Origin of the sequence: Sagittula stellata E-37 (assembly GCF_039724765.1) — a bacterium.
Taxonomy (GTDB): Bacteria; Pseudomonadota; Alphaproteobacteria; order Rhodobacterales; family Rhodobacteraceae; genus Sagittula; species Sagittula stellata.
In genome coordinates this window covers 1,507,318-1,533,938 of the sequence record NZ_CP155729.1, presented here as the reverse complement: position 1 = coordinate 1,533,938, position 26,621 = coordinate 1,507,318, and the positions used below count along the sequence as shown (strand labels likewise).

General features: G+C 60.5%; 21 protein-coding genes, 1 tRNA gene and 2 pseudogenes. 15 read left to right on the top strand and 9 right to left on the bottom strand.

The window, feature by feature from the left end; translation table 11 throughout:
- Positions 1-10 precede the first annotated feature (10 nt).
- Genes ABFK29_RS07300 through ABFK29_RS07290 form a run of 3 tightly spaced genes read left to right on the top strand, consistent with a single transcriptional unit; the run spans position 11 to position 3,438 of the window.
- Positions 11-1,468 carry a CpaF family protein gene (locus ABFK29_RS07300; protein WP_005856544.1) on the top strand — a complete coding sequence of 486 codons (1,458 nt, stop codon included), beginning with the start codon at positions 11-13 and terminating at the stop codon, positions 1,466-1,468.
- Positions 1,469-1,487: 19 nt separating this feature from the next.
- Entirely contained in the window at positions 1,488-2,453 is a 966-nt protein-coding gene (locus ABFK29_RS07295) for a type II secretion system F family protein (RefSeq protein WP_005856542.1), read from the top strand.
- A 10-nt stretch (positions 2,454-2,463) separates the two neighbouring features.
- Positions 2,464-3,438, top strand: coding sequence for a type II secretion system F family protein (locus ABFK29_RS07290; protein ID WP_005856540.1), 975 nt, complete (start codon positions 2,464-2,466; stop codon positions 3,436-3,438).
- Positions 3,439-3,510: 72 nt separating this feature from the next.
- Here the strand turns inward: ABFK29_RS07290 and ABFK29_RS07285 are convergent, their stop codons facing one another.
- From ABFK29_RS07285 to ABFK29_RS07275, 3 genes are all read right to left on the bottom strand, one after another.
- Positions 3,511-4,014: a prepilin peptidase gene (locus ABFK29_RS07285; RefSeq protein WP_005856538.1), complete on the bottom strand. Its 504-nt coding sequence runs from the start codon at positions 4,012-4,014 to the stop codon at positions 3,511-3,513.
- A gap of 12 nt (positions 4,015-4,026) precedes the next feature.
- Positions 4,027-4,881 (bottom strand): tetratricopeptide repeat protein, encoded by an 855-nt coding sequence (locus ABFK29_RS07280; protein ID WP_005856536.1) that lies wholly within the window; start codon positions 4,879-4,881, stop codon positions 4,027-4,029.
- Between the two features lie 95 nt (positions 4,882-4,976).
- Positions 4,977-5,552, bottom strand: a complete 576-nt coding sequence (locus tag ABFK29_RS07275) for a tetratricopeptide repeat protein (RefSeq protein WP_005856535.1) — start codon at positions 5,550-5,552, stop codon at positions 4,977-4,979.
- A gap of 220 nt (positions 5,553-5,772) precedes the next feature.
- Between ABFK29_RS07275 and ABFK29_RS07270 the strand changes: the two genes are divergently transcribed.
- The 4 genes from ABFK29_RS07270 (at position 5,773) to ABFK29_RS07255 (ending at position 10,096) form a co-directional block, all read left to right on the top strand.
- A complete protein-coding gene (locus ABFK29_RS07270; RefSeq protein ID WP_005856533.1) occupies positions 5,773-7,086 on the top strand; it encodes a hypothetical protein in 1,314 nt (437 codons plus the stop codon).
- A 222-nt stretch (positions 7,087-7,308) separates the two neighbouring features.
- Positions 7,309-7,385: transfer RNA gene (locus ABFK29_RS07265), tRNA-Met, on the top strand.
- A gap of 219 nt (positions 7,386-7,604) precedes the next feature.
- Complete coding sequence (locus ABFK29_RS07260) at positions 7,605-8,864, top strand: tyrosine-type recombinase/integrase (protein WP_050772369.1); 1,260 nt, start codon at positions 7,605-7,607, stop codon at positions 8,862-8,864.
- 209 nt (positions 8,865-9,073) lie between these two features.
- Entirely contained in the window at positions 9,074-10,096 is a 1,023-nt protein-coding gene (locus tag ABFK29_RS07255; RefSeq protein WP_005856526.1) for a S49 family peptidase, read from the top strand.
- 1,031 nt (positions 10,097-11,127) lie between these two features.
- On the opposite strand, the pseudogene ABFK29_RS07250 reads toward ABFK29_RS07255, so the two are convergent.
- Both ABFK29_RS07250 and ABFK29_RS07245 read right to left on the bottom strand, forming a co-directional pair.
- Positions 11,128-12,196 (bottom strand): annotated as a pseudogene (locus ABFK29_RS07250) (IS3 family transposase); the annotation flags it as partial.
- Positions 12,197-12,256: 60 nt separating this feature from the next.
- Positions 12,257-12,454, bottom strand: a complete 198-nt coding sequence (locus tag ABFK29_RS07245) for a hypothetical protein (RefSeq protein ID WP_005856518.1) — start codon at positions 12,452-12,454, stop codon at positions 12,257-12,259.
- A gap of 1,607 nt (positions 12,455-14,061) precedes the next feature.
- Between ABFK29_RS07245 and ABFK29_RS07240 the strand changes: the two genes are divergently transcribed.
- From ABFK29_RS07240 to ABFK29_RS07215, 6 genes and pseudogenes are all read left to right on the top strand, one after another.
- Positions 14,062-15,149, top strand: a protein-coding gene (locus ABFK29_RS07240) for an IS3 family transposase (RefSeq protein ID WP_085983413.1) whose coding sequence is annotated in 2 segments (ribosomal slippage) — positions 14,062-14,314 and positions 14,314-15,149 — 1,089 coding nt in all. Because the reading frame shifts where the segments join, the coding sequence is not laid out codon by codon here.
- 40 nt (positions 15,150-15,189) lie between these two features.
- A pseudogene (locus ABFK29_RS07235) lies at positions 15,190-15,498 on the top strand (transposase); the annotation flags it as partial.
- Between the two features lie 247 nt (positions 15,499-15,745).
- The gene (locus tag ABFK29_RS07230; RefSeq protein WP_198135693.1) at positions 15,746-17,446 is read left to right on the top strand and encodes a hypothetical protein; all 1,701 of its coding nucleotides are present in this window, start codon (positions 15,746-15,748) and stop codon (positions 17,444-17,446) included.
- A complete protein-coding gene (locus ABFK29_RS07225) occupies positions 17,436-18,938 on the top strand; it encodes a hypothetical protein (protein ID WP_005856508.1) in 1,503 nt (500 codons plus the stop codon). The genes ABFK29_RS07230 and ABFK29_RS07225 overlap by 11 nt, the downstream gene beginning before the upstream one ends.
- A gap of 102 nt (positions 18,939-19,040) precedes the next feature.
- Entirely contained in the window at positions 19,041-19,640 is a 600-nt protein-coding gene (locus ABFK29_RS07220) for a hypothetical protein (RefSeq protein ID WP_005856506.1), read from the top strand.
- 11 nt (positions 19,641-19,651) lie between these two features.
- Complete coding sequence (locus ABFK29_RS07215) at positions 19,652-20,239, top strand: hypothetical protein (protein WP_005856504.1); 588 nt, start codon at positions 19,652-19,654, stop codon at positions 20,237-20,239.
- Positions 20,240-20,331: 92 nt separating this feature from the next.
- Here ABFK29_RS07215 and ABFK29_RS07210 read toward each other — a convergent pair whose 3' ends face one another.
- The 4 genes from ABFK29_RS07210 to ABFK29_RS07195 all read right to left on the bottom strand — a co-directional run bounded on the left by ABFK29_RS07210 (position 20,332) and on the right by ABFK29_RS07195 (position 25,421).
- Positions 20,332-21,093, bottom strand: a complete 762-nt coding sequence (locus tag ABFK29_RS07210) for a nitroreductase (RefSeq protein ID WP_005856502.1) — start codon at positions 21,091-21,093, stop codon at positions 20,332-20,334.
- 73 nt (positions 21,094-21,166) lie between these two features.
- Positions 21,167-22,732, bottom strand: coding sequence for a hypothetical protein (locus tag ABFK29_RS07205; RefSeq protein WP_005856501.1), 1,566 nt, complete (start codon positions 22,730-22,732; stop codon positions 21,167-21,169).
- 677 nt (positions 22,733-23,409) lie between these two features.
- On the bottom strand, positions 23,410-24,303 hold the full coding sequence (locus ABFK29_RS07200) for an OmpA family protein (protein ID WP_005856499.1): 894 nt from the start codon (positions 24,301-24,303) through the stop codon (positions 23,410-23,412).
- A gap of 401 nt (positions 24,304-24,704) precedes the next feature.
- Positions 24,705-25,421: a hypothetical protein gene (locus tag ABFK29_RS07195; RefSeq protein WP_157136414.1), complete on the bottom strand. Its 717-nt coding sequence runs from the start codon at positions 25,419-25,421 to the stop codon at positions 24,705-24,707.
- 374 nt (positions 25,422-25,795) lie between these two features.
- Here ABFK29_RS07195 and ABFK29_RS07190 point away from each other — a divergent pair, with 374 nt between their 5' ends.
- Together ABFK29_RS07190 and ABFK29_RS07185 are read left to right on the top strand one after the other, a co-directional pair.
- Positions 25,796-26,155, top strand: coding sequence for a hypothetical protein (locus tag ABFK29_RS07190; RefSeq protein ID WP_040604244.1), 360 nt, complete (start codon positions 25,796-25,798; stop codon positions 26,153-26,155).
- A gap of 229 nt (positions 26,156-26,384) precedes the next feature.
- Complete coding sequence (locus ABFK29_RS07185; RefSeq protein ID WP_005856493.1) at positions 26,385-26,579, top strand: hypothetical protein; 195 nt, start codon at positions 26,385-26,387, stop codon at positions 26,577-26,579.
- Positions 26,580-26,621 lie beyond the last annotated feature (42 nt).

The window sequence follows — 26,621 nt, the reverse complement described above, 5'->3', positions numbered from 1 at the left end:
GACCAACTGAATGTTCTCACGCTACAAGAAATCCGGCCTGAAGGAGCCACCCCGCCCCGCGGCCAGGGTGGAAACCGTTGCAGCCCCGGAATCGGCGGACCGCAAGGTCGAGGCGCGCGCACCGTCCGCCGTGCGCCGCAAGGGGGCACCGAAGGCCGCCGCGCAGGGCGCCAATGTCGACAAGGAAAAGAAGCGCAAGGAACGCCTGGGCGAGGTGAAGCTGGAACTGCACCGCGCCCTTCTGGAGAACCTCAACCTCGCCGCTCTGGACCAGGCCACGGAGGCCGAGCTGCGTGAGGAGATCTCACAGATTGCGACGGAGTCGCTGACCGAACGCGGCATCGTGTTGAACCGCGACGAGCGACGCTTGATGATGACCGACCTCTACGACGAGGTGAAGGGACTGGGTCCGCTTGAAGCCCTGCTCAAGGACGAGACCGTCTCGGACATTTTGGTGAACGGCCCGCATCAGATCTTCGTCGAACGGTCGGGCAAGCTGCAGCTTTCCGACATCACGTTCAAGGACGAGAAGCACCTGATGCGGATCATCGACAAGATCGTGTCCGCCGTCGGCCGTCGCGTCGATGAATCGAACCCCTATGTCGACGCCCGCCTGATGGACGGATCGCGTTTCAACGCCATGGTGCCTCCGATCGCCATCGACGGCAGCCTTGTCTCGATCCGGAAGTTCAAGAAGGACAAGCTGGGCATCGACGACCTCGTGAATTTCGGCGCCTTCACCGAAGAGATGGCCGTGTACCTTCAGGCTGCGGTGGCGACCCGTCTGAACATCATCGTGTCGGGCGGTACGGGTTCGGGGAAGACGACCACGCTCAACGCGCTATCCAGCTTCATCGACGACAGCGAGCGCATCCTGACGATTGAGGACACCGCGGAACTCCAGCTTCAACAGAGCCACGTGGGCCGCATGGAAAGCCGCCCGCCGAACGTCGAGGGCAAGGGGGCGGTAACGCCCCGCGATTGCCTGAAGAACGCCCTGCGGATGCGCCCTGACAGGATCATCGTGGGGGAAACCCGTGGCGAGGAAGTCATCGACATGCTCCAGGCCATGAACACGGGCCACGACGGCTCCATGACCACGATCCACGCGAACTCTGCGCGGGACGGTGTTGCGCGTCTGGAAAACATGATCGCCATGGCCGGGATCGAGATGCCGCTGAAGGCGGTCCGCTCGCAGATCGCATCGGCCGTGAACCTCATCGTGCAGGCCTCGCGTCTGCAGGACGGCTCCCGCCGCATGACATCGATTACCGAAATCACCGGCATGGAAGGCGACGTCATCTCCATGCAGGAAATCTTCCGCTACCAGCGGGTCGGCCTGACGCCGGACAACAAGATCATCGGTCACTTCACGGCGACCGGCGTGCGGTCCGCCTTTTCGGAGCGGTTCCGGATGTGGGGTTACGACATCCCGGCCTCGATCTACGAACCGTTTCGCCCGGATTAACTGAAAGCGAGTCACGAACATGCTCTCTGCAGCACCGATCATATACGGCCTGATTTTCGTCGGCGTCCTCGTCTTCGTGAACGGCATCTACCTGGTCGCCTTCGGCAAGTCGATCTCCCTGTCCAACAAGGTCAACCGGCGGCTCGAAATGCTCGACCGTGGGGACCGGCGCGAGGACGTCCTGGCCAAGCTCCGCAAGGAGATGGACCAGCACATGGAAAGCCGTTCCCTGCCGATCTATTCGCTGCTGGCGGACAAGGCGAACAAGGCGGCCATCGCCTTCACGCCCCAGCAACTGATGATGATCATGGCGGGCGCGTCCGTTGTAGCCTTCGTCGGCCTCAGCATCGGGACGGAGACCGGGCTGGCCATCCGCGTCGTGCTTTCGGCGGGTATGGGTATCGGGGGCGTCTACATGTGGGTCGGCACCAAGGCCAAGAAGCGCCTCTCCATGATCGAGGAACAGCTGCCCGATGCGGTCGAACTGATGGTGCGGTCGCTGCGCGTCGGCCACCCTTTCACCTCGGCGATCACCATCGTCTCGAAGGAGATCAAGGATCCCCTGGCCACCGAATTCGGCATCATCGCCGACGAATCCGCCTACGGCAGGGACATCGGCGAAGCGCTCAAGCATATGGCCGAACGTCTCGACATGCAGGACTTGCGATTCCTTGCGGTCGCCGTGGCGATCCAGCAGCAGGCAGGCGGCAACCTCGCCGAGATTCTCGAAGGCCTGGCCAAGGTGATCCGCGCCCGCTTCCGCCTGTTCCGCAGGGTGAAGGCGATCACCGCCGAAGCACAGTGGTCCGGCAAGTTCCTGTCCGGCTTCCCCGTCATGGCGCTGATCTTCATCCAGGTCGCCAAGCCCGATTACTACGACGAAGTTCTGGACCACCCGTGGTTTATTCCGGCCTGTTTCATCGTAGGCATCATGCTTGCCCTGAACATGATCGTCATGCGCTGGCTCGTGAACATCAAGGTCTGAGGAGACACCCATGCTCGACCAACTCAACACTGCAATCACCGATCTTCTTGGTCCCGCCGGTCCGTTGATCCTGGTTGCAGGTCTCGCGATCCTGCTGATCCTTGCGACCATTCCGATCATGCTGAACACGAAGCCGGACCCGCTGGACAAGCTCAAGGAGACCTCGCAGAAGAAGATGGACGCGCAGGCGCGCGCCGTCCTGCGCGACAAGCGCCGCAACGAGAAACTGAACAAGTATGCCCAGTTCCTCGAACCGCAGGACGCCAAGGAGCTGTCCGAAATCAAGCTGAAGCTGCTTCAGGCAGGCTACCGCACGAAAGACGCGGTGCAGGTCTATTACTTCATGCAGTTCGCGCTTGGCCTCGGGATGCTGGCGGCGGGCACCGGGTATTACCTCTTCTTCGTGAACCCCGAAGAAGCGGATATGACCACGAAGCTGATGTACATCCTCGGCCCGGGCTGCGTCGGCTACCTTGCCCCGAAGTACTGGATCACCAAGCGCATGGAGAAGCGTAAGGAGGAGATCCAGCAGGGTTTCCCGGACGCGCTCGACATGATGCTCGTCTGCGTGGAGGCCGGGCAGTCGATGGAACAGTCGATCATCCGTGTGGCCAAGGAACTGCGCGCGTCCTACCCCGCGCTGGCCGATGAGTTCGAGATCATCAGCCACGAGATGAAGGCCGGCAAGGATCGGAGCCAGGTGCTGAACGACATGTCGGAGCGGTGCGGCTCGCAGGACGTGTCCAGCTTCGTCACCGTGCTGAACCAGGCCCAGACCTTCGGTACGTCGATTTCCGATGCTCTGCGCGTCTATGCAGGAGAGATGCGGGACAAGCGCGTGATGCGCGCTGAGGAAGCGGCCAACAAGCTTCCTACGAAGATGACGCTCACAACCATGATGCTGACAGTGCCGCCGTTGCTGATCATTCTTGTCGGCCCCTCTGCCGTGGGCATCACGCAGATGGGTGCCATGGCCGGGAATTGAGCCGACCTACATGAAGAACAAGCGTCGCGTCCGAAAGGGCGCGGCGCAATGCATGGCACAATCAAGGGGATGTCAGCCGGCGGCCTGCCCGTAGAAAAGGCCGAGGCCGAGGTAAATCGCCATGGTCCCGCCAAGGGCGAGCCCCATGGGAAACTTCGACCCGGCGTTCCAGCTTTCCCAGTTCGGGGCCAGCCGCCTTATCGGAGTGAACTTGGCTATCCGGTGCGCGACGAATGCGGCCAGCAGGTTCGCCGCGAAGAGGATCATGAGGAACCGCAGGTCGCCGAGGGCGATGAAAGGCGCGGCCGAGGCCGCCCACTTGGCATCACCGGCTCCGACGGCCCCACCGGCATTCAAGGCGATACCGGCAACCAGTACCACGATCAGGTGCACGTAACGCCAGAGGTAAGCATCGAAGGGCATCGCGATGAAACCGACGACCACGAAGATGATGAACATCGCCAGGACCGAATGGTTCGGAATGCGCATGCCCTTCATGTCCGTGTACATGATGTACAGGCAGACCGGGAGGACGAAAGGCAGGAACCAAGCGGCTTCAGTGACCGTTATCGACATCTCCGACGCCCCTCAGGCGCCGTCTTCAAGCGCGGAGAGGGCACGGGCGGCAGCTTCGAAGTGCTGCGGATGGGTCTCCACCGCTTCGCGCAGCAACCCCTTGCCGATCTGCACGTCGCCGCGTTTCACCGCCGCTAGACCCAAGGTGTAGAGCAATTCCGCGCGTTCCGGCTGGGTCATCGGGATGACCGGCAGGGTGTAGTTGCCCTGCGCACCGCGCGCCATGACGAGGTTGTTCTTTGCGGTGAACATTGTCTGGTCGGCGTTGATCGCCTCGCCGAACAACCGCTCCGCCTCGCGGAAGTCGCCGCGCGTCAGTTTTGAATAGCCCCAGTTGTTCATAACCGAAGCGGGCTTTGTCGTCAGTCCCAGCGCGACCTCATAGAAGGCATCCGCCTTCTTCCAGTCCTTCTTGCCGTCCGCGATCATCGCCTCGAGCCGATAGCGCTTGAAGGACTCGTGGGTTGGCGGGATCGACATCAGGACCTTTTCCGCCTGGTCCCAGTCGTTTGTGCGGATCAGCGCATCGGCCAAGGCCACCCGATCCTCGTTGGTCGCCTCCTCATGATCCACCACCTGCGCCCAGGCAATTCGCGCTTCGGGGAAGCGTTTCGCCCGGATCAGGCTGGACGCCAGCCCGCGTTGGAAATCGATCCGGTCCGGCTCCGACGTCGACGAACGCTTGAAATAGTCGACCGCTTCGTTCGGGTCGCCGACTGTAAGCATGACTTCGTTAAGGTTCGTCTCGTCTATGACGTTGACGCCCTGGAACTTGCGGTCCATTTCGACCTTGTCCCCGGTCTTGTCGCACGCGGAAAGCGACGCCGCCACGGCCACGCCCAATGTCACACGGATCAGATGGCGCATGTTGCCTGCGTCCTCTTGCTGCTCTGCCTTTTCTCCACCTTGCTGGCGGATGTTTTTATGCCTCTGCCACCGCGTTGGGCGGCCATACGGCTCCTTTATACGCCGTTTCGCCGGATATGATACGATCCGCTTCCACGCCGCACGAGCCTGAATTCTTCTTCTTGCCCCGGATCATACCGGCTATTTTCCAATTTTGCGAGCGCCAAGCGAAGATTATCGCGAATTGAGTCGTTTTGGCCATTGTCGAGGGCATAGGCCTTTTTAAAGACGAGGCTTGCCTCGGATGTTTCGCCCTTTTCCATCAGCAGCACGCCGAGGTTGTTCCACGCTTCAGCCCAGTCCGGTTCAAGCTCAACGGCCCGGCGCAGCAGGCCTTCTGCCTGGTTGAGGCGGCCCAGGGCAAGGTTGACGGACCCGAGCGCCGTCAGGGTTTCGGCGTTTATGCCCTCTTCGCCCGCCGCGCGCGTGTACGCTTCGAGCGCGAGCTGATACTCCCCCGCTTCCATGAGCCGATGGCCGACGATCATCCCGTCGACGGCCTGTCCGTTCGGATCGACGGATGGTGCGAACGGGTTCGGGTCGTCCTCGACCTCTTCGCCCGGCGCGCATCCTGCAAGCGTCAGGAAGAGAATGATCGCGGCAAGCGACCACCACTTGGAATTTGGGGTCACCTGTCGCCCCCTTTTGAAAAGCTGCTCGTTTATTGAAGTCGCGTGAAGCGCCCGCCACGTCAAGACGTTTCGCGGAGGCACAGCGCAATCGAAGAGGTTTCGACGCGGGCGCAAGGCGAAGGCGCCCCTCTCCAAATGTCCCAAAGCCTGCCCTAGCCCTGCCACAAACCATTGTCACTCTGGCAACCAACAAACGGGCAATCCGGGCAGGACCTTTCAAATGAACATGCAAAGCAGCACCGTTATCGCGCCCCCGGCGCCGCGCAGGCTCGAAGACATGAGCCTGTCGACCGTGATGATGCGCGACATCGTCCTCAAGACGCTTTTTCGCAAGAACACGAACAAGGTCACGCAACTGGCCCGCGCTGTCTGCCTGCCCGTCCCCGTTTGCCAGGAACTTATCGACATGGCCCGTGGCCAGGGCCTGATGGAGGCGATGGGCACCCTTGGTGCCGCGGGACAGGTCGCCAACGAAATGCCGTACCAGTTGACGGACAGCGGCAAGGCCCGTGCCCTCGATGCGCTGGCGCAGTCGGAGTACTTCGGACCGATGCCCGTCCCGCTGGAGGTCTACCGCGAGCAGGTCGAACGTCAGTCGATCCGCAACATCCAGATCACCCGGGAACAATTGACCTCGGCGATGGGGCACCTGATCCTGCCGGACGATCTGATTTCCAACCTGGGGCCCGCTGTCTCGTCGGGTCGCTCCATTCTGATGTATGGCCCTCCGGGCAACGGCAAGTCGTCGATCTCGAACGGCATTCGTGACGCCATGGGCGACCGCATCTACGTGCCGCGTGCGCTGGAGTATTCCGGACAGGTCATTACAGTCTATGACCCGATCGTGCATTCGAAGGCCGAAGAGGATGCAGAGGACCCCAATGCCCTGCGCCAGCGCGCCCGTTTCGACCGCCGCTATGTCATGTGCAAGCGCCCGACGGTCATCACGGGGGGCGAGCTTTCGCTGTCTATGCTGGACCTCGTCTACAACTCCACGGCCCGCACCTATCAGGCGCCGCTGCAGCTCAAGTCCACTGGCGGCATCTTCATCGTCGACGACCTGGGACGCCAGGCCGAACCGCCGCAGAGCCTCGTGAACCGCTGGATCGTACCGCTGGAGGAGGGCAAGGACATCCTCGCCCTCCAGTCCGGCGAGAAGTTCGAAGTGCCCTTCGACACGCTTGTCATCTTCTCGACGAACTTCCACCCGAACGAGATCTTCGATCAGGCCGCGCTGCGCCGCATTTTCTTCAAGATCAAGATCGACGGACCCAGCCAGGAAAACTTCCTTAAGATCTTCGCCCTCGTGGCCCGCAAAAAGAAGATGCAGCTCGACGAGGCTTCGCTGGTGCACTTGTTGAAGACCAAATATCCGACGATCAAGAACGTCTTCGCCAACTACCAACCCGTCTTCCTGATCGACCAGATGATCGCCGTTTGCGACTTTGAGGGCCTGCCCTACAAGATGACGCCTGAACTGATCGACCGGGCGTGGAGCAACATGTTCGTCAAGGATGAGAAGATCGTGAAGTGACCGCCACCGCCCGTCGAACGGCGGCCGGGATCGCGCTACCCAGGTTCAAACGAGATCCGACTTGCCCTGGCGCCCGGAAACCAGCGGCACCCGTCCAGCGGAAACGGTCCGTCCACCACTCTGGCGCAACCTCCCGCACGGCAGGGGAAAACAATCTTCACATTCGCTCGGGTTTTCCGCTTGACGCCAACTGCGCCGTTCCTTATCCCCCGCCCACGGTTCGGCGCGGTAGCTCAGTTGGTTAGAGCGAACGACTCATAATCGTTAGGTCGGGGGTTCAAGTCCCCCCCACGCCACCAACCATCCTTCAAGCAACTGCAAGATGAATAACACGCGATTATGAAATCGTGTCAAATCAATCCTGTAGCCTGAAACACACAACTTTAAGGTGTATTTAGTCCCGGGTAGTCCCAGCCGATGTGGCACGCGAGTGTGGCACGCGGCGCCTTCCTGTGGCACGCGGGAGATGCAATGCTGCGATTCTAAAATTGCCTCATTGTCAAGATGCGAAGGAACTCATGATGCCACTGAGCAAACTTCAATGCGATCATGCGAAACCTGGTGACAAAAACTACTCATTGGCTGACGGGGACGGGATGTCTCTCAGCGTCCGAAAAACGGGCAGGAAGGTCTGGGAATTCCGCTACCGTTTCGACGGGAAGGAAGAACGCCTGATGATGGGCGACTACCCGGCACTCCCTCTCAAGTCGGCCCGGGCGATGCGCGCCCAGATGCGTGAAGCCCTCGCCAAGGGTCTCGACCCACGCGCCCTGGACGATGCCTCCTTCAAGTCGAAGACGTTCAGTCACGCCGCCGAGTTCTGGTTCCACAAAGAACAGGACAGGTGGTCCCACGGCTTCGCCGGGCGCGTTTGGAACCGTGTCGCCCGTGACCTGTTGCCCAGCCTTGGCCACACACCCCTCACCGAGGTCACTCGGTCCGACGTGATCGCAGCCCTGCGGTCAGTTGAGGACCGCGGGGCCATCGAAACCGCGCGTCGGATCGGCGGCTATGCTCGCGACATCTTCTCGCTCGCCATAAGTGAGGAATGGTGCGACGTGAACCCGGCCATGGACCTCACCAAGTCGCTCAAGCCGAAACCGAAGGTGCGACACAACCCGCGTTTGAAACTGGACCAACTGCCCGAGTTCTTCAACAAGCTGAACGACTATGAGGGTGAGGAAGAAACTAGGATTGCGCTCAAACTGATCCTGCACACATTCGTCCGCACGAAGGAACTGGTCGGCAAGACCGACGGCGGCGTGCGGACCCACGGCTTGCGGGCGGAAGAAGTGGATCTCGTGGGGAAGGTGTGGCGCATCCCGGCTGATCGCATGAAGATGGGGACCGAACACATCGTCCCCCTGACTGACACGACCGAGGCCCTGTTCCGCCGCCTGATCGAAAGGGCTGAGCCCGGCGAACCGCTGCTGAACATGAGCAACAACACGATGATCTTTGCTCTGTACCGAATGGGCTACCACACCAAGGCCACTGTTCACGGCTTCCGCTCTACGGCCTCCACCGCCCTTAATGAATGCGGCCTGTTCCGGGGGGAGGTCATCGAAAAGCAGTTGAGCCATGAGGAAAAGAATGAGGTGCGCGCTGCCTACAACGCTGCCGAATATCTGAATGAGCGCCGCACCTTGATGCACTGGTGGTCCGCACTTCTGGACAAGGCCGAGGCAGGGGGCGAGGCCGAACCTTATATCGACCTGCTGGGAACGGGACCGGCAGAACCCGCCGACCCTGACAAATTTGTGGACCTGCTGAGCTAACCTCTGCCTGCTTTCTTCAACTCGACTGATTTCGAAGCTGGCCATCGCCCGGCGTCCATCGCCTCCTGCACCCGATCCCACGGGGTCAGCTTCGGATTACCCCGAAACGTCTTCTCACGACCGGCGGGGTAGATGCCACACATGGCCAGCCAGATGGGAACCTCCACGAACCCCTGTGCCGCTACCATCGGCGCAATCTGGATTGCCATTTGTCGCGCGCCTGCCAGCTCCCGAACCCGCCCTTCGTCGTGAAGTCCGGCGGCGGATTGGTGGACGGCTGTTTCGAGCTCAACGACAAGATTTACGCACGCCGTGGCGAGAAGCCGATCCGCGCATTCGCGGACTCCTACGCCTATATCGCAGCATACGCGACGGCCTCCGTCGCTGACAGCATCACCGTGACCCGTTCGGGAGGGGTCGGCTCCATCGGAGTCATCATCACCCACGTGGAATACTCGTGCGCCCTCGATACCCGCGGCGTCACGGTGACACCGATCCGCTCCAAACCTCGCAAGGCTGAGAGTGGACCCTACCAAGCTCTGTCGAAGGCCGCACAAGCCAAGATGCAGGCAAGCGTGGATTTCTCACACTCCGAATTCGTCGCCCTCGTGGCGCGGAACCGGGGGATGTCGGAGGCGGATGTCGATGCGACTGACGCCCTGACCTTCCTCGCACACGAAGCCGTCGAAAACGGTTTGGCCGATCAGATCGGCAGCACCGACGACGCACTCGCGGCCTTCGCGGCCTCCTTCAACGACCCTGATACAGGAGAAGAACCCATGGCCGATAAAAACGTGGCCGATACCCTGCCCCTCGCAGATCACGAGGCAGCCGTCGCCGCGGCCCGCGTGGAAGCCGAGACCGCAGGCAAAGCGGCCGGTGCGGATGCCGAACGCGCCCGCGTCGCAGCGATCCTCGACTCTGCCGAAGCGAAGGAGCGGCCGGCAGCCGCTCGCATGATGGTGGATCGCGGCGTGGCCGCAGACCAGGCGCTCGTGCAGCTGGCGAAGTTGCCGGTGGAAGCGGCGACCCAGACCCCCACTGGCACGCCCACTGGCGCCGGTGCCCCCGCCGGGATGCTGGAAGCCGCTATGGACGGCACCCCGCAACCGAAAGTCGGTGCCTCCGACGATTCCGAAAACGATGTCGATCCGAAGGAAGCCCGTCGCGCCGCTCGCGCAAAGGCAGCCCGTGAATACTGCCTCGCGGGCTTCAAGAAGCCTCAGGACTGAACAAAACCACCCCGCCCAGTCAGGGCTGAACAAAGGAGTGTTTGCAAATGGCAAACGTGACCATCCCCTATGCTGACCCGGGCCGGGCGGCATTCGAAGAACTCGACACCTATTTCAACGTCGAACTGCTGGCCGGAAATCACCCCGAGCTGAAACCGGCGTACCACTTCGACATGGAGAACGATACTTCGTTCGAACAGTTCTCCGTCGTCGGTCTGGATGCCAACAACAAGCTGGCCCTCGCCCACGGGCAACGTGGACCCGGCGGACGACATCAAGCCGATTGGTGTCCTCCCGCACGCTGCCGCCCTGGCTGCCACCGGCACCCTGAAAGCCGCAGTCTGGTACAGCGGTCACTTCAACATCGACACGCTGGTTTGGGACGCTTCGTACGCGACCGACGAGCTCAAGACCATGGCGTTCCACGGCGCGCTGTCGCCCACCACCATCCTCGCCAGCAAGGCGTACGCGAGCTGGACACAGAGATCGGGTTCTTGTCGGCCTCCCAGTATGAGCAAATCCGAGCGATGGAGGACTCGGGGGGACTCGGCGGGCGCCCTCGCCGTCGATGCCCGGGCGCTAGGCGACCGTGTGCAGGACGCCAAGGGCGAGACCGAAGGCTGGTAGGCTGCAACTAAGGAACTCGGCAACGCTTGGGATGCGCTGATTTCAGCACTTGCCGACAGCAGCGCATTGCAGGCCGTCGCGGCCGGATTCCGCGATCTTGGCACCTCTGTCGGCCGCCTCGCCAAGGATTTTGCGAACCTGACCGGCAGCGGCGAGATTGTGACGCTTCTGCCCGAAGTGAAACTGGACCTCGCTATTGATGACGCACGTCTCGCGGCGGAAATCGAGACCGCTCGTGCCATGGTCGAGGCAGGCCTCCGCAACCCCATCCCTGACTCTCTCACGGACTGGCTCGGTATTGAGCGGATGCAGGAGGTGACCTGAGACCCGACTCTCCTCCGGCCAATCGGGGAATCCGCGGGTTGATTTCTGGGGCTACGCGGCGCGCATTTCCAGCCCCTCATTGCCATGAACTCAGCCGGGGTCATGTTCCCGAGGCCGGAGTGCGGGAGGTGGTGGGTGTAGTCGTCCTGCCAGGCACAGATTTGCTGCCGGGCCTCGCCGCGGGTCGAGAACAGTGTCTCGTTCAACAGCTCGTCCCGGAAGCGCCCGTTGAAGCTCTCGACGAAGCCGTTTTGCATCGGCTTGCCCGGCGCGATGTAGTGCCATTCGACGCCGGTGCGCTGGCACCACGACAGGATCGCCATCGAGGTCAGCTCCGTGTCGTTGTCGCTGACCACCATGGCAGGGCGCCCCCGCCGGGCGATCACGGCGTCGAGCTCCCGGGCGACGCGATGTCCCGACAGCGACGTGTCCGCCACCAGCGCCAGGCACTCGCGGCTGTAGTCGTCGACCACGGCCAGCACCCGGAACCGGCGTCCGTCCGTCAGCGCGTCGCTGACGAAGTCGAGGCTCCAGCGGATGTTCGGCGCATCTGGCAGCAGCATCGGCCGACGCGTGCCGAGGGCCCGCTTCCGGCCGCCCCTGCGACGCACCTGGAGCTTCTCCTCCCGATAGAGCCGCCGCAGCTTCTTGAGGTTCATCACGATCCACTGCCGCTCAAGCAGATGTGGATGCGGCGGTAGCCGAAGCGCCGTCGCTCTGCCGCCACGGCCTTCATCGCTGTCCTTGCCCCGGCATCGTCAGGGCGGACGCTGCGATAGCGCACGCTCGACCGATCCACGGCCAGGGCCTGGCACGCCCGGCGCTGGCTCACCCCGTGTGTCGCAACGACGTGGGCCACCGCTTCCCGCTTGACACCGGGCGCTACCATTTTTTTGCCGCGACATCCTTCAGGATCGCGTTGTCCAGCATGGCCTCGGCCAGCAGCTTCTTGGGCTTGCCGTTCTCGTCCTCGAGCGCCCTCAGCCGTCGCGCATCCGACACCTCGAGCCCGCCATACTTCGCCTTGTATTTGTAGAAGGTCGCAGAACTCACCCCGTGCTTGCGGCAGACATCGGCCGTCGCCATGCCGGCCTCCTGCTCCTTCAGCATCGCGATGATCTGCTCCTCGCTGAACCTCGATCGCTTCATAATCCGTCTCCTCGTTGGAGCGGACTCTACCTCAAACTGCAGGAAGATACGGGTCTCAGGTCAGAGGCCGAAGCCTATTTCAATGAACGGCTCCGCCTCCTGCAACAGGAACAGGATCGTCGCCGCAGCATCGCGCATGAGGCGGACAACCAAGCGAAGCTGGAACAGGACATCCAAGACATCGTGGACGAAACGGTGGAGGCCCTGCGCAAATAGGTTGAACAGGCTGGTATGACTTCCCGCGAGCGCGAGATCCAAAAGGCACTGGATCAGGCCCGCGAGGAAGCGTTGCAGCGCGCAATTGAACTTGGGACCACCTTCCTCGGGCTTCCATGCTGCGCCCTGCGGCTGCCCATCGGCGATCTGCTACCCCTCCCATGCTGCGCCCTGCGGCTGCCCCTCGGCGCCCCGCCGCCTGTTGCCCCCGCCCCCTGAGGCAATACCCGCCCCCGCCTTTCGAATAGTGCCCCCTCGCGCATTGCGTAGCCGAGTCCCTGCTCCGCCGAGGACGGGGCAGGGTTGCGGGGGCGCGGTTTCGCCTGTCGCCTGTCGCGGTTTCGCCGCATCGAATGGGAGGCATTTGGCGCCCCCTCGCATCATGGCTTTAGGTACTTTGGCGGTTTCGCGGGCCTGGGCGGGGGGCGCCGACCGCGGATCTCGCGCAATCTGAGAAGTCTCTCAACAAGACTGGACTAATTATGAGGATGGCTCACATTCGAAGATGCCAATCCAGCCGCAGAAAGCACGTCAGTCACTTTTTTAAATTTACAATCTCATATTAGCCCACTTTATGCGAGTCGGCACCGCCCGCGGGGTCACCGCCCTCAACTCCATGGAAATTTTAGAGAAAACCTGATTTCGCCCTAACCTTCGCACCGCCAAAGCCGACAGAGGCCACGATCTGCCGAACTAGAGAGGTTGTGGAAGACTTCACCAGCAAAAGAACGGGTCGGCCCACATCCACGCGCATTGGCGATGGCGGGACCGGGGGCCAGCCCTGCCAGCGGGGATTAGCTCGAGGATCGAAGGTGAGAGTCCCGGCTCCCATGGGACTCATATGACGTTAATCCGATGCAGCTCAACTCCAAGAGTGCGACATTCAACTAGTGCATGTATCCTGCTCGTTTTCCACCCAGCTCAATCTTGGCACACAATCACCCTTCTACCACGGCGCGGGATGTAGTCACATAACTAACTGATTCCACGACATAAAAACCCTACGTAGCCGCCCGCCCAGGGGTGACTACATAGGCGACTACATCGTAAGCTACTGAAATAAAACACTTTAATCCTTATGTAGCCTTGTAGCCCTTCAATACTATAGAGAATTGATAGAGATAAGCGGGGTGGAGGTGTGAGATAGAGGCAAGCCCACACCCCCTGGACAAAAAAACCCCTACGGGCGAGGTTTCTGGCACGGGGGTCACCTCGACTACAAATGGCCCAAAATTAGCATTTTTTCATTTATATTCAATTATTTACAATGTAGCCCGCTATGTAGTCGAGGCGACTACACGACTACATACCTAGTTCGCCCAAGCCTACTCAGAAATCCACTCTGCCTTCAGCCGCACCATAGTCCGTGTTGCATCTTAGATTGGTTTCAGTTTTGCCCGACATCCTTATACAGGTTGCATCATGCGGCTTGTCGCAAGTCGCGCATAACGTGATTATCTTTCATCGTGTGAATAAAGGTAAGATGCGTTCAACTGCAAGATGGGAGTGGGAATCAGTGTGCGGAAGGACGGAGTTGTCATAACTTCACGCCCTAGCCCATCGAGATTTGGGACGCATGGTAATCCCCCCCCGATCTTAGAGGGATGCGGAAGTAGAATTTTCTCGGCAGGATGAACGAGGAGATTCCGATGAAGAAGACACGATTTACCGAGGCCCAGATCATGGGTGTGCTGCGCCAGATGGAAGGCGGAGTGCCCGCTGTCGAGCTGTGCCGCGAGCACGGGATGAGCAGTGCGACGCTTTACAAATGGCGGGCTAAGTATGGCGGGATGGACGCCAGCCTCATCAGCGAGATGAAGGCCATGGCTGAGGAGAACCGGCGCCTTAAGCGCATGTATGCCGACGTCACCATGAAGAACGACTTGCTCAAGGAGGCCTTGAGAAAAAAGTGACATGGCCAGCGAACCGTCGCGCGCTGGCCGAGAAAGCGGTGGCAACAAGGGGCGTCAGCATCGCGCTGGCGTGTCGAGCCTTCGAGGTCAGCGAGACCTGCTATCGGTACAGCCCGAAGCTGGACGATGAAAACGAGCAGATCGCCGACCTGCTGCTTGGGCTGACGAAGGCGAAGAAGACCTGGGGCTTCGACCTATGCTTCCTGTACATGAGGAATGTCCAAGGTCATGGCTGGAACCACAAACGCGTCCACCGCATCTACCGCGAACTGGAGCTGAACCTCAGGATCAAACCGCGCAAGCGGCTGAAACGGGAGAAGCCTGACGCGCTGGCGGTTCCGGAGGCTGCGAATGAGGTCTGGTCCATGGACTTCATGGCGGATCGCCTTGGAGATGGGCGCCAGTTCCGGCTGCTGAACGTCTTGGACGATTTCAACCGTGAGGGTTTGGGCATTGAGGTCGACTTCTCGTTGCCCGCCGAACGCGTTGTCCGGGCCCTGAACCAGATCATCGAATGGCGTGGCGTTCCGAAGAGGATCAGGGTCGACAACGGCCCTGAGTACGTCAGTGGAACCTTGATGGAATGGGCCGAACACAAGGGCATCGCCCTGGCCCATATCCAGCCCGGGAAACCGCAGCAGAACGCTTATGTCGAGCGCTACAATCGGACGGTCCGGCACGAATGGCTGGACCTCCACATTTTCGAAACCATCGACGAGGTGCAGCAGATTGCCACCGAGTGGCTCTGGTCCTACAACAACGAGCGCCCCAACATGGGCAACGGCGGCATGACGCCCGCCCAGAAACTGAGAATGGCCGCGTAGATTCTACGCCTAAGCCCCCGCACAAATGGGGGGATTACCGTCCCAGTTCACTTCCTTCGCCTGGACGGACCGGCTGCGCCGATCAGCGGTGCGGATCTCGATGGATGGGAAGGGCCGCTTCCTCGACAACATCTTCATCGAGAGGTTGTGGCGCACCCTGAAATACGAATGCGTTTACCTGCATGCTTGGGAGACCGGATCGGAGACGAAAGCGGCGATCCGGAAATGGATGACCTTCTACAACCACCAGCGCCCGCATTCAGCCCTGGGCGGCCAACCTCCGTCGCTGGTCTATTGGCAAAGAAATGATATCAACCAACCCCATCAGCAGGTGCGACGAGTAGCTTAAATTACGCCAGATCCTGTCCAAGAGATGGGGAGTAGCTCACCTTGCCAATACGCAACTTTGCCTTCCAGATCTGAAACCCAAACTTGTTGAACAGTACAGTCTTTTAGCAGATCATGACAGCGGCTTACCGAAGGAATTTTCATTGCAATCAAGGGTTTCAACATTCCCAACCGAGTCTGATGGCAAGCTTAGTGTCATTCAAATTCAATTCAGGCCAGGCGACGCGGTAGCCGAAGGCGACTTCATCTTGTCTATCGCAGATCAGGCCGGGCGCATGTTTCAGGTGCGAGCGGCTCGAGACGGATGGTTGCAGTTCGCCCCCAGGCCCGGCGACGCTTGGGATAAGCACGCACCACATTTCTCGTTGGCTGCGCCTCTTGCCCCGCCAAAGAAGGAGTCTCACGTCGATATCGCGGCGCCGGTGTTCGAAGGCAAGTTTTATGCTTCGAGTGGAGAACCAGCCGTTGGCTCTGTCTTGCGCAAAGGCCGTGAAGTTGTAACCATCGTAAATCCTGATCAAAACATTTCCCACACTTTGCGTATGCCGGTTAACGGCAAGATCATTTGGCGCTGTGCGGCGAATGAACTTTTGAATTCGGAGGCGTTGCTTGCGGTGATAGATCCGACGGGGATCGCACAGGATATTCCTCCACAAAGTCGGCGATTGGCCAGTCCGGGGCAGGACTATCCAATGCAAGTCGTATCCATCGCGGCGCAGGAGGATGACGTCTGCGTGCCGGGCCAAGAGATCGCGCAACTCATGACGCGTACCGGGCAGATTCTGCGGCTCAAATGTCCGTCTGATGCCACCGTGGCGAAAATCTTCTTGCGCGCCGGCGACATTCTTCACGAGAAGACCCATCTCGTCACACTTAGCGTGGGAGGTGAGCGGACCAGCATCGAGGAGACTTATCTACGGGACAATCAGCCACCTGTTGTGATCAGCCTGATGAACGATGCGGCGCGCAACGTATCTTCCAAGGATAGCGCGCAGCCTGGGCTGAAGAGCGACCCGACTGATGCACCGGCCAAGTCAATGAAGCCGAAGCCAGATCCTGCGCCCGCACCGGGCGAGAAGACAAGTTCCGCCAGCCCCTTTGTCTATATGCAGCCAGACCGCAGGCCTGATCCAATGCCCGCCGAGACGGAAGCAGCACCTACCTCTTCTGCTTTCGATGCGATGCAGCCAGACCCAAAGCCTGATCCGACGTCCGCCGAAACAGAGGCAAGGCCTGCCCCTGCCGCGCCCGCTCCAAAGGTTGCACCTCGCCCGATCGTTTTCGATGCGATGCAACCGGACAAGCCCCAACCAAAACCAAAAGCTGCGCCCGCCAACCGCAATCGAAAAACACCGGTCCCAGGCTGGAGCGCCGCCACGGAAACCTATGGTACGCATAAATCTCCGACGCCTTCGAACTCCCCAAGATGGAACGCAAAGTCGAAGGAGGACCAGTCAGACCACGTTGCCCTTCTTACTGGACTGGGCACAGCGGCCTTCGTGGCGCTGTACGATATAATTCTCAATGAAAACATTGGATTCTCGCTCGGTGCGGGCGCGATCTTCGGAGTCTCGGGATGGTTCCTTGCCGGGTTGCTGGCCCGGACACCGCGGGTGAGTTTCCTCCTCGCCGCCGCCCCGGCGCTCGCCTTCGTGGTGATGTTCACGGAGGAGATAAACGAGATGCTCGTCAACTTCTCCGCCGAGGTCATGGCAGTTGTGGACCCATCCTCCGTCGAGCAGGCACCGCCCGTGATCCTGAGAAACGGCTCCGCTCCGCCCCCGGTCAAGAAAGTCACACGCGTGACACCTCCGGAGGTGCCTGCGAGCATGACCTCCCGGACACCCATTCAACTGGTCGACCTTGACGGACTCGACACCGGCCGGACGCCGGAATTGGTCCAGAGCCAGCAAAGTGCTTTCGAAAGGTATCTCAGAAGTGGCCAGTGAACGATTTTTCGCCCGCCTGACATGCGCCCTTGGCCTGATCTGCGCGACGGCCTTCCTCATCGGCACCCAGCCTTCCCCGGCACAGGCGCAGCAATCCGGGAGCTTTCACCCCGGCGTGTTCACCCATGATTTCAGAGGCTCCACGACCGTCCTCGGCGAGGCTCGACCCAATCAGTTGGGCACGAACCTGCGCGTCAACTACGAAGGTCAGATGCGCCTTGGCCTCGTTTTTGGTGACCCGGTCCTGTCCGTGCGCATTCGCAACGAGGTGGTCGGCGGCACCGTCACGGTGCCCAGCTTCGTACCGGGAGGAAATCGCTACGAGACCGTGAACTTCAACGCGCTGCCGAGCGAGGCGCGCGATCTCATCGACATCTATGATATGGATGTGGAGTTCCATTTTGCGCGGGCGCTTAACACCAGTGTACGCATCGTTGCCGACGGCGGCGCGATCATGCGCCAGAAGCAATGGTCCTTCAACACACCCACGGGGCTGGACTGGGACAAAACCTTCATCACCACGCCCAGCATCAATGAACCGAACCGCGCCTACATGAGCAAGGCGCAGGCGCAGGACTTCTGGCGGTCAGGGCTGAGCATCGTCGATGTGACGATCAGAAGCGCGGACCTCAATCTCCACGATCTGCATTCATGGTGGGCCGACAACGATCGCACCGCGCGCATCGAAACAAAGCTGAAGGCTTTTGCGCGAGTGACCGATGGGGTGAAACGATCCTATGGGTATCTTTTCGGAAATTATCAGAGGTCGATCTCCTACAAGGCGCTCGGGAACGCCCTCCGGGACTACGAAGAGGCCGTCTCCAAACGCAAGGGCGGCTCGCCCTATCACAACTTCGGCGTATGGTTCGACGAGTATCGCACGCCTTTGGAATACAAGCCGAATTACTTTGCCAAACTGGCCGAGGTGGAGGCACTGCTGGACGCCCAACTCGAACGCCTGATGTCCCTGCCTGAGAATTTGCGGTACGGGGACAATCATGCGCCCTACGAGCAGACCGTGCTGGAAGCCCGGGCCATGACCGCTCAGGTCGACCGCTGGCAGCAGGGGTTCCGCGCCGAAGACCGCAACCCGGGCAGCCTGCCGGTCGGGCGCGACGTGACTTTCGATCTGGCTGTCGATGAAAGCGGCCTCGAACCTGTGACCGCCTCGGACATCACGTCCATCGGTGTGCGCGATCATGGCGACGTGGACGGGGATCGGATTTCGATCAGTGTCACCGAAGCGCGCAGCGGGCGCGTGGTCTATGCCGAACCCAACGTGTTGCTTGAGAGTCGCTTCAAGGAGTTCAGCCCCGCAGGCGGGTTCCGGCCCGGCGTCTACACGGTTTCGATCACCGCCCTGAACGAGAATGTCGGCTTCAACACCGGGGAGATGCGGATCAAGGGGCGCATCCTCGAAGGTCTCGCGGTCCAAAGTTATGACCTGAGCACGGGCGAGTCGGGTGCTCTCCTTGTGACGGTGGTGGAGTGACCTGTGGTGTCATTCCGAATTGCATTCGTGCGTGGACGCGCATGGTTCGGGAAGCCGGGGACCGATGTGGACGAGACTGGATAAACTGGTAGTTTTCGATCCATGACCCAAGGCCCCTATTCCTCCGAGCTGATCTGCCTCTCCGCCATGCGTGGTGCGCGGGCCGCGTTTTTCGATGCCGTGGTGGATCACGCCGAGGCTTGGCGGGCAGAGCATGGCGGGCCGGAGCTGGCGCAGGACGAGCGCAGGCTGCTGCGCTCCGACGGGCTCGCGCAACTGGCGGAGTTCTTCTATGCGCTGCGGGAGGCGAAGCTGTCCGATCCGGAGCAGATCAAGGGCTTCATGCGCCGCCACAACGATGACATGCGGGCGCTTCTGGACAGTTGCGAGCGCGGCTATACGCGGTTCGGCCTCTCGGCGGCGCGGATCAAGAGCGCGTTTTTCACGCCGCAGCAGATGGACCTCGTCGCCCATGAAAGCGCCAACGGGCGGGTGACCTTCGATCAACGCTCCATCGGCAAGATCATGGTGCAGATCATGAGTTTCGAAAGCTGCCGGACGTTGCTCGTGCTTCTAGCCAGTTGCGGATTGCTGACCCGAAGCGACTTCCGCTCCATCGTATTGATCAGCAGCGGCGGGCAGTTGGAGGATCTTTACGGCGCGCAGATGCGTGCCATCGTCGCCAGCCTGCGAGCCGAGTGAAGGGGGTGAGGATGCGTGTGCCTTTCGGGATTTTTGTGGCAGTGACCCTCGGGCTGGCGGGGACTGGCGTTGCTGAACAGCACGGACAGCAACGGCCCGCGACACAGCTGGAGAGCGTCCGGTCCGACGAGGCCCCTCCGACACCGCCTGCGCCGGAACTCTGTGCGGCCCTTGAGGAGGTCGACCGCGAAACGGTTCGGGACGCGGCGTCGCAGCAGGCCTATGATTACCTTTCGCTGCGCTGCCTCGCACCGGGACCGCGCGTGCCGCCGAGGTCCTCGGCGGGGGATAGCGCAACGCGGGCCGATCCGGCCCCGCCCCGCAGTCAGACCGCTCTGGAACGCTGCAACAAGGGCGGCTTTCTCTCCACGGGCAGTTATTTCTTTGCCACGCAGGCAGAGCAGGACGCCTGCGAAGCGCTTTATGAACGGCGCAAGACCGCGCTTGTGGACCTCGAAGCCCTGCGCGGCACGCTTGAAGAGACGCAACCCGCATTGGCGGTCCGGATCGACGAAATCATCGACACGGCAGCGAACGATCCAAGTGCGGCCAATGACCTTCTGCGCCGCCTTTTGGGCGGTGCCCCGCCCCCCCGCTGAGCCCCGTAGGCCAGACTGCCTTCGACACCCGGCCCTGACACCCGACCGCGAGACGGGCCCCTTGATCGGAAGCCGCCCGTAACGGCACCGGGTCACACCTCCGCCGCAACTGGCACGAAGCGCGCCCAGTCGTCGAGCGGCGCGCGCTCCGTGCGGAAGCTGTTCTCCGGCGCACTTTGCTCCGCGTGGCCAAGGGCAATGCCACAGACGAGGATTTCGTCCTCTCCCATGCCGATCTCCGGGCGGATGACCTTGTGAAACGGGGCGAAGGCCGCCTGTGTACAGGTCGCCAGCCCGCGCGCCTCCGCCACCAGCAGAAGCGTCTGCATGAACATGCCGAGATCGAGCCACGAGCCTTGCTCCAACCGGCGCGAGACGGTGACGAAGATGCCCACCGGCGCGCCGAAGAAATCGAGGTTGCGGCGGAAGTGGGTGCGCATCGCCTGCACATCGCGGCGCCCGATCCCCAGCGCGCCATACAGCGCGGCCCCCACGGCACGGCGGCGGGCGTTCAGTGGCGCGGGTATCTTGTCCGGGTAATAGCGATAATCGTCCCATTGCGCCTTTTCCGGCGCAACCCCGCAGGCGTCGATCTTCGCGGCGATGCGGGCGATGGTGGGGCGGGTAATCACATAGGCCTGCCACGGTTGCATATTGGTGCCGGAGGGCGCGCGGGCGGCCAGTTCGAGGATCTCGCGGATCTGCGCGGGATCGACCTCCTGATCTGTGAAGGCGCGGGTGGAACGGCGCGCAAGCACCACGCGGTCGACCTCCGGGGCCCGGTGCGGCCGGGTGACGGCGCGGGGCAGAAGGGCGCTTAGGGCGCTGTCGAAACGATGGGTCAGCATGGTCATGTCATCCTCCGGAAAATGTGGCAGCGGACTGGGACGGCGGGGGCGGCCCCCGCCGCGGCTTGAACCGTTGGGCTCAGTAGTCGTGCACGAGGTCGTCCATCTTGAAGGCGGCGATCTCCGCGTGGTTCACCTCTTCCGCATGGGCCGTGACGTGGGCGGCCACGGTTTCGGGGGCATCGAAGAGCAGCGCCCATTCCACCAGCCGCAGGTAGAGCACCATGCCCTGACGCGCGCCGAGAATGAGGTCGTCCACGTCCTCCGGCTGCAGCGCCGCAGAGGTCAGCGCCTCGATGATCTGATCGCCGTGCGGCAGGGTTTCATGCTGGTGCAGCACCAGGAACTTGGTGTTGGAGCGGTCGAGGAAGGGGGCGGAGAGCGCCTCCTTGACCAGCGGACGGGCGACACCGTCCGAGATATTCTCGAGGATCATCGCGGCACCGGCCCGGATGAAGGGGTTGCTGTCGGTGACGGCCTCGAAATAGCTGTGCCAGAGCGCCACATCGAAGGGCATCGGCAGGATTGGCTCGCCCAGGGCCTTCAGATCCGAAGCCGCGACAAGGTAATGCAATTCCTCCTCATTGGCGAAATCCGTGAAGAACTTGCGCAGGGGGCGCAGGCGGGAGAGCTTCGGGCTGGCCGCCACGCGCATGAAGTAGCGGTTCACGCCGCGGGTCATGTGGTACTCGAAGGAGAGGAAGCGCTGGTAGGCCACGCGCTTGTCGCTGTCGGAGGTGATGTAGCGCTGGAGGATTTGGGCAAAGCGGCCCTGTGCCTCTTCGATGATGGCCGCCATCTGGCTGAAGTCGCGGCCGCAGGTCCATTTGGTCTCGAGGTTGGTCATGGTCTTGTCCTTTCGGTTTGATCTGGAGTGGAGGGGGCAGTTGAGGAGAATGCGGTCATGCACGGGCAGCAGCGGGCTGCGCATGGCGGCGAGGTGCGCCCGATCGTGCAGATCGAGGCGCATGAGGTGCTGTTCGCTGGAGTGGCGGCAGGTGTAGGTGCCGGAGGCTACAAACCCGATCTTGGTGAAGAACTTCAGATGCGCCCTGGAGCAGGTGAGCCATGCGATGCGACCACCGGCGCGCAGGTTTGCCGCATAATTGGCGCGGAACAGGGCATAGACATCGCGCAGGTTGGTGCTCTCGCCCTCGGGGGTGAAGAAGCGGGTCATCAAGACGTCGCCGGGGCTCGCTTTGGCGGCGAGCAACGGGTGGAAATCCGTGTAGTTTTGGTTGCGCAGGGCGGTCAGCGCGTCCTGCATGCGGATGGCGTAGCGCACCTTGCCGTCGCGCTTCACCCAGGAGTGCATGGCGTGGAAATCGCAAGGCTCGATAAAATGCGTGGGCGTCGGAGCCATGTTCTCATAGGCGCGCTGCCCTGTGCCGACGAAGCGCGCGGCGCGAAGGGCGAGATAGCGGATCATATCGTTTCGGGTGTTCATGCAGGAGACGGTGGCCTCTTCATCTCCAAAGCCGGCGGAGGCCGGGAAGGCATCCTGTGTCTTGAGAAGGAGGTCGGTGAGCCCGTCGAGCTTGGCTGCCGGGGTTGCGCGTTCAACGGGAAGGATCTGTTTCAGGCGCTTGAGGCAGTTGGCGTTTTTGCAGCGGTAGCTGCAGGGAGAGGCGTTGGTGTTCGTCATCTGTCTGTCCTCGTCTGTGTCGTTTTGGGCGACGTTCGATGAAGCCAAACTGCGGGGGCCAAGAGTTGGGACCAGCTTCAAGTTTTGGGTAATTGTTTCACTTTTCAGTCGTTATACCAAAATTTGGTATGTTCTCTTCGAGCTTCACGCTCTGTCCCATTTGACTGAGACGAGGATGTCGCCCATGCGCCGATTGCCTGTCCAGGAACGTGACTGGAAGTGGCCTGTACGGTTCGGCACGGTGCCGGGAAGTGCTGATTTTCCTCAGGCTTGGAGAGTCGTGGGACCGGTGCTCCCTTCACATGCTTCCAACGCCTCTAGGCGACGGTGAACGACAGCGCCGCCGAAGGCGAGGCTTGCTGAGACCCCCTTCAGGTTCCCAAGCACAGTAGCCCAGTGAGGTATGAACATGTAGCAAGACGTCTGGCGGTCGACGGTACACTGGCTCTGGCCCGACGTCCGCTTCCATGATCTCGCCGGGCTCGGTTTGCATGCGCAGAGAAGGTCTGCAATCCGCCGGCCCCTCTTGTCGATCAACGCTTCCGGCCCATTCCGGCCATTGGGAGGCTATATGAATGCTGCGAGGCCGTCATCCGCATTGCCGACGTTGGCTTCTGCGTTCAACGATCCTTCATGGTCGCCCTGAGGCGCCGCTGAAGCGTCATTACAACGCCATATCAGCGCCCGATGATCTCCACGCGGCGGTTCTGTTCGCGACCTTCTTCTGTCTCGTTGCTGGCCAGCGGATTGGATTCGCCCCGACCTTCGGACGAAATCGACACGTTGGTTAAAACGTCCATGCTGGCGTAATAGTCCCGCACAGCTGCGGCACGCTCCTGCGACAGTGTCAGATTGTAGGCGTCGCTGCCGGTGGCATCGGTATGGCCGACAACGCGGAAGGCAGAGAGATTGGCGTCGGCGATCTGCGCGGCCAGTTCGTCGAGAGCGGCCTTGGCATCAGGCATGAGGTCGCTGCTGTCATGAGCAAAGAGCACAGCGCCGTCAAGCGTGAAACGCAAGGCGGAACCGATAGCCGCGACCGCATCGACGTCCGCCCCGGCAAATGAAGTGCCACAGTCCTCTCCGTCATCGGCAAGACGCACAAAGCGGAAATCAGCCCCGTCTTGCGCGGCGTCTGCGATGTCTACTTCGGCACGCCCGCCGGCAATCGCGCCGATGTCTGTCCAATCCATGCCATCGGTAGAAATGGCGAGCGACATACCCTCGACTTTCGGCCCGACCTCAAACACGTATAGGTCCGGCCCCTCCACATCGACCAGCGCGTTGTCGGCAAACTGCAAGACCACATTCCCGTTGCAACCGAGTGATAAGAAGCTGCCGTCATTCACATTCCCGGAATAATTCGGTGCGCCCAGCGTGGCGGCGGGGTCTGCGGCCGAAGTCTTGATCGTTCCGCTGCCGACTGTGCGCGAGACGACCGCATCGGCAAAGGAATGATCGCCCTGAGGGAGAACGACAGTCCCACGGGTGGCGTCGCTATACTCGGTCTGCTGTGCGACGGCAGGGGCGGCGGCGAGGCCGAATGCGAGAGCGCGAATGATATGGGGCATGAATAGTCTCCTTCTGAGGGGAGGGAAAACGATGATTAAGTCATGGGTCAAGCCCGGCTTTGGCAGGAAGAAAGACTGTGGCGCCGGACGCCAAGCGGTGCGTGGCGACTGATGTTCGATGCGGGGTTTCCAGCGGGTGGGCTCCACGTTGAACAGCCTATACCGGCCTTGACCTACCGTTCGCTTCCTAGCTGGACGCTGCAGTGCAGCTTCACCTGAGCGGCCATTACTTCATCGCGCAGCACTTTCGGAGAGCTAAGGATGGCAGCGAGCGCGGGACAAAGGGTGCATTCGCGGTTGAAGCCAGATGGTTCGCTCTCACGCGATTAACACTTGTTAAACGAAGCGCTTCACTCTTGCTCTTTGGCCTCTAGCAGGCTGCTGAAGAGAGACGGGCCCAGTTAGTCCACGCTGAAAACGAGGGCATCACTACAGGTCAACACCTTGTTGCGTTTGAGGATTTTGAAGAGCGAAATGTCGAATTCATAGATAAAACTATCCAGATTGTTCACACCGTGTATCAATTCGCATTGCTCCCTAGCATCGCTGGCAGCGAGGGACTTCCTCTGTTTTGGAGCAGACACAGCCCAACCTCCTGCTGGCGAGTTCGAAACGCCAAAGTATGTAGTTGCATTTTTGTCTGCAGGGTAAGAAATGTCATTTATTGTTGCGTCTAAATTTGCAACGAGTTGAGGTAGTTCCTCAATGACAAACAAAACCAACTCCTGAGGGAAATCGCCGAGACTGCTTGCTTTTGCACCGCCGACGGGGCGGACCGCCTCGTAGATTTTGCATTCGGTATTTGGGCGGTTGGAGGTCACGTGACACCCCGTTTTTGCAATACGATGGGCAGCCTCCATGCTGGACGTGTTGTCAATCCAATAAAAATAGTCATTGTTCAAATCGATGGCGAAGGCGGCGAAATATCTTGGATTGGCGTTTTTAAAGCTACGATAGCCAAGCTGTTGACGCTTTCCAAGCTCGACGGTCGCTGTTTCGTCTTGGTACCTTATAGGTTCTGCAGTCGGCACCAAATCAAAAGGAAAAAGACCTTGGTCTGCGGCTGCCGACGTTGCTAACATCAACGAAAATCCAATGATTGATCTGGATCTTAGCATGAATCAACCCCCTTATCCACAGATCTACTGTTAACAAGTCTAATTGAAGGGCTGAGTGCTTACTGCATAAATGAAAGGTAACTCGTGCCGATAGCGGAAACATTGATGCGAAACTGCAACATCCTAAATGCGGCGGTATTGGCACGTGTGGGCTCGAACCCGACTTGCGGCGGCGCCGCGAGCGGAGCACTTGGCGCGCCGCAGCCATCGTCGCTCACGGCCCAAAGCTGACTATTGAAAAGGTTGAAGATGCCGCGTTACAGCACACTGCGCCAGACATTCGTTGGCTATAACAAGGAAGAATGTAATTGGGCAACTCTATGCCATGTATGGTTACATCCAACTAGAAAGTTTACATGTGAAAGAAGATTCCAATGATCAAGATGAGAGATTTATATTCCGGCTTTACATATCGCTCATCGTGGACTGGCTATGCAAAGGGCCGAGGCTTGAATATTTGCAATGCTCCAGTGCTGCACAGCGCACGCATCCATGCCAACCAGGTTTACGACGATCCCTTCAAGGGCCCTCGTCACGGTTTTTCAAAAAAGTACGAGCAGTTCATAGAAGCTCTTAAAACAAGTGAGTACGCCATCGTCCGACATGGCGGAAAAGATGAGAATCAAGAAATAATCGGGTCGGGCAAGCTGATTGCCGTTTATGAGGTTATTTCATACCAAATTGACGAAAGCGGCGGCGTGAAGATCCAACTCGGGAAACGGGTCGCGTCTTAGACCGGAGTGTTGCGTGATTGGCTTCAAGCACCGCCTGATTTCCAGGTTTGCCATCTGTCGCAATAGTGACAGGCCCTTCGCTGCCCTGCGGCTCGACCCTGCACACAGCAGCGCAGCTTCGAGGACCGGACAAAGCTGTCGTCGGCAGTACCTTAACCCGAAGCACCCAGAGGGTAGCGTCCTCGGACGCTACCTACTAAGGTGTATTTCAGCCAAGGAGCAGAGTACAATGAACTACCAAGAAACGCCTCTCCCTGCCCTGCAGCGCATCAATGAAAACGCCTACCGGCAACTAAACAAGAATTCCGAGGCCAAGGCGGTGTACGAGCGGACCAAAGCACTGCTCGATGAGCGCGCCGACTGGGATGTCAACTTGGCAGTTGAGTTGCTGCGCAAGGTCGCCTCTAGGTTCAGGACCCATTGATTTGGTTGAGCGAGCGTGATTCACCGTTCGAAAACGAGCGGT

What these genes read in the sequence shown, in the direction of transcription:
- ABFK29_RS07285 (WP_005856538.1), bottom strand. Translation starts at nt 4,014, where the DNA reads ATGTCGATAACGGTCACTGAAGCCGCTTGGTTCCTGCCTTTCGTCCTC.
- ABFK29_RS07290 (WP_005856540.1), top strand. Translation starts at nt 2,464, where the DNA reads ATGCTCGACCAACTCAACACTGCAATCACCGATCTTCTTGGTCCCGCC.
- ABFK29_RS07190 (WP_040604244.1), top strand. Translation starts at nt 25,796, where the DNA reads ATGATCAAGATGAGAGATTTATATTCCGGCTTTACATATCGCTCATCG.
- ABFK29_RS07260 (WP_050772369.1), top strand. Translation starts at nt 7,605, where the DNA reads ATGATGCCACTGAGCAAACTTCAATGCGATCATGCGAAACCTGGTGAC.
- ABFK29_RS07205 (WP_005856501.1), bottom strand. Translation starts at nt 22,732, where the DNA reads ATGACGAACACCAACGCCTCTCCCTGCAGCTACCGCTGCAAAAACGCC.
- ABFK29_RS07280 (WP_005856536.1), bottom strand. Translation starts at nt 4,881, where the DNA reads ATGCGCCATCTGATCCGTGTGACATTGGGCGTGGCCGTGGCGGCGTCG.
- ABFK29_RS07215 (WP_005856504.1), top strand. Translation starts at nt 19,652, where the DNA reads ATGCGTGTGCCTTTCGGGATTTTTGTGGCAGTGACCCTCGGGCTGGCG.
- ABFK29_RS07300 (WP_005856544.1), top strand. Translation starts at nt 11, where the DNA reads ATGTTCTCACGCTACAAGAAATCCGGCCTGAAGGAGCCACCCCGCCCC.
- ABFK29_RS07270 (WP_005856533.1), top strand. Translation starts at nt 5,773, where the DNA reads ATGAACATGCAAAGCAGCACCGTTATCGCGCCCCCGGCGCCGCGCAGG.
- ABFK29_RS07200 (WP_005856499.1), bottom strand. Translation starts at nt 24,303, where the DNA reads ATGCCCCATATCATTCGCGCTCTCGCATTCGGCCTCGCCGCCGCCCCT.
- ABFK29_RS07295 (WP_005856542.1), top strand. Translation starts at nt 1,488, where the DNA reads ATGCTCTCTGCAGCACCGATCATATACGGCCTGATTTTCGTCGGCGTC.
- ABFK29_RS07220 (WP_005856506.1), top strand. Translation starts at nt 19,041, where the DNA reads ATGACCCAAGGCCCCTATTCCTCCGAGCTGATCTGCCTCTCCGCCATG.
- ABFK29_RS07210 (WP_005856502.1), bottom strand. Translation starts at nt 21,093, where the DNA reads ATGACCATGCTGACCCATCGTTTCGACAGCGCCCTAAGCGCCCTTCTG.
- ABFK29_RS07195 (WP_157136414.1), bottom strand. Translation starts at nt 25,421, where the DNA reads ATGCTAAGATCCAGATCAATCATTGGATTTTCGTTGATGTTAGCAACG.
- ABFK29_RS07185 (WP_005856493.1), top strand. Translation starts at nt 26,385, where the DNA reads ATGAACTACCAAGAAACGCCTCTCCCTGCCCTGCAGCGCATCAATGAA.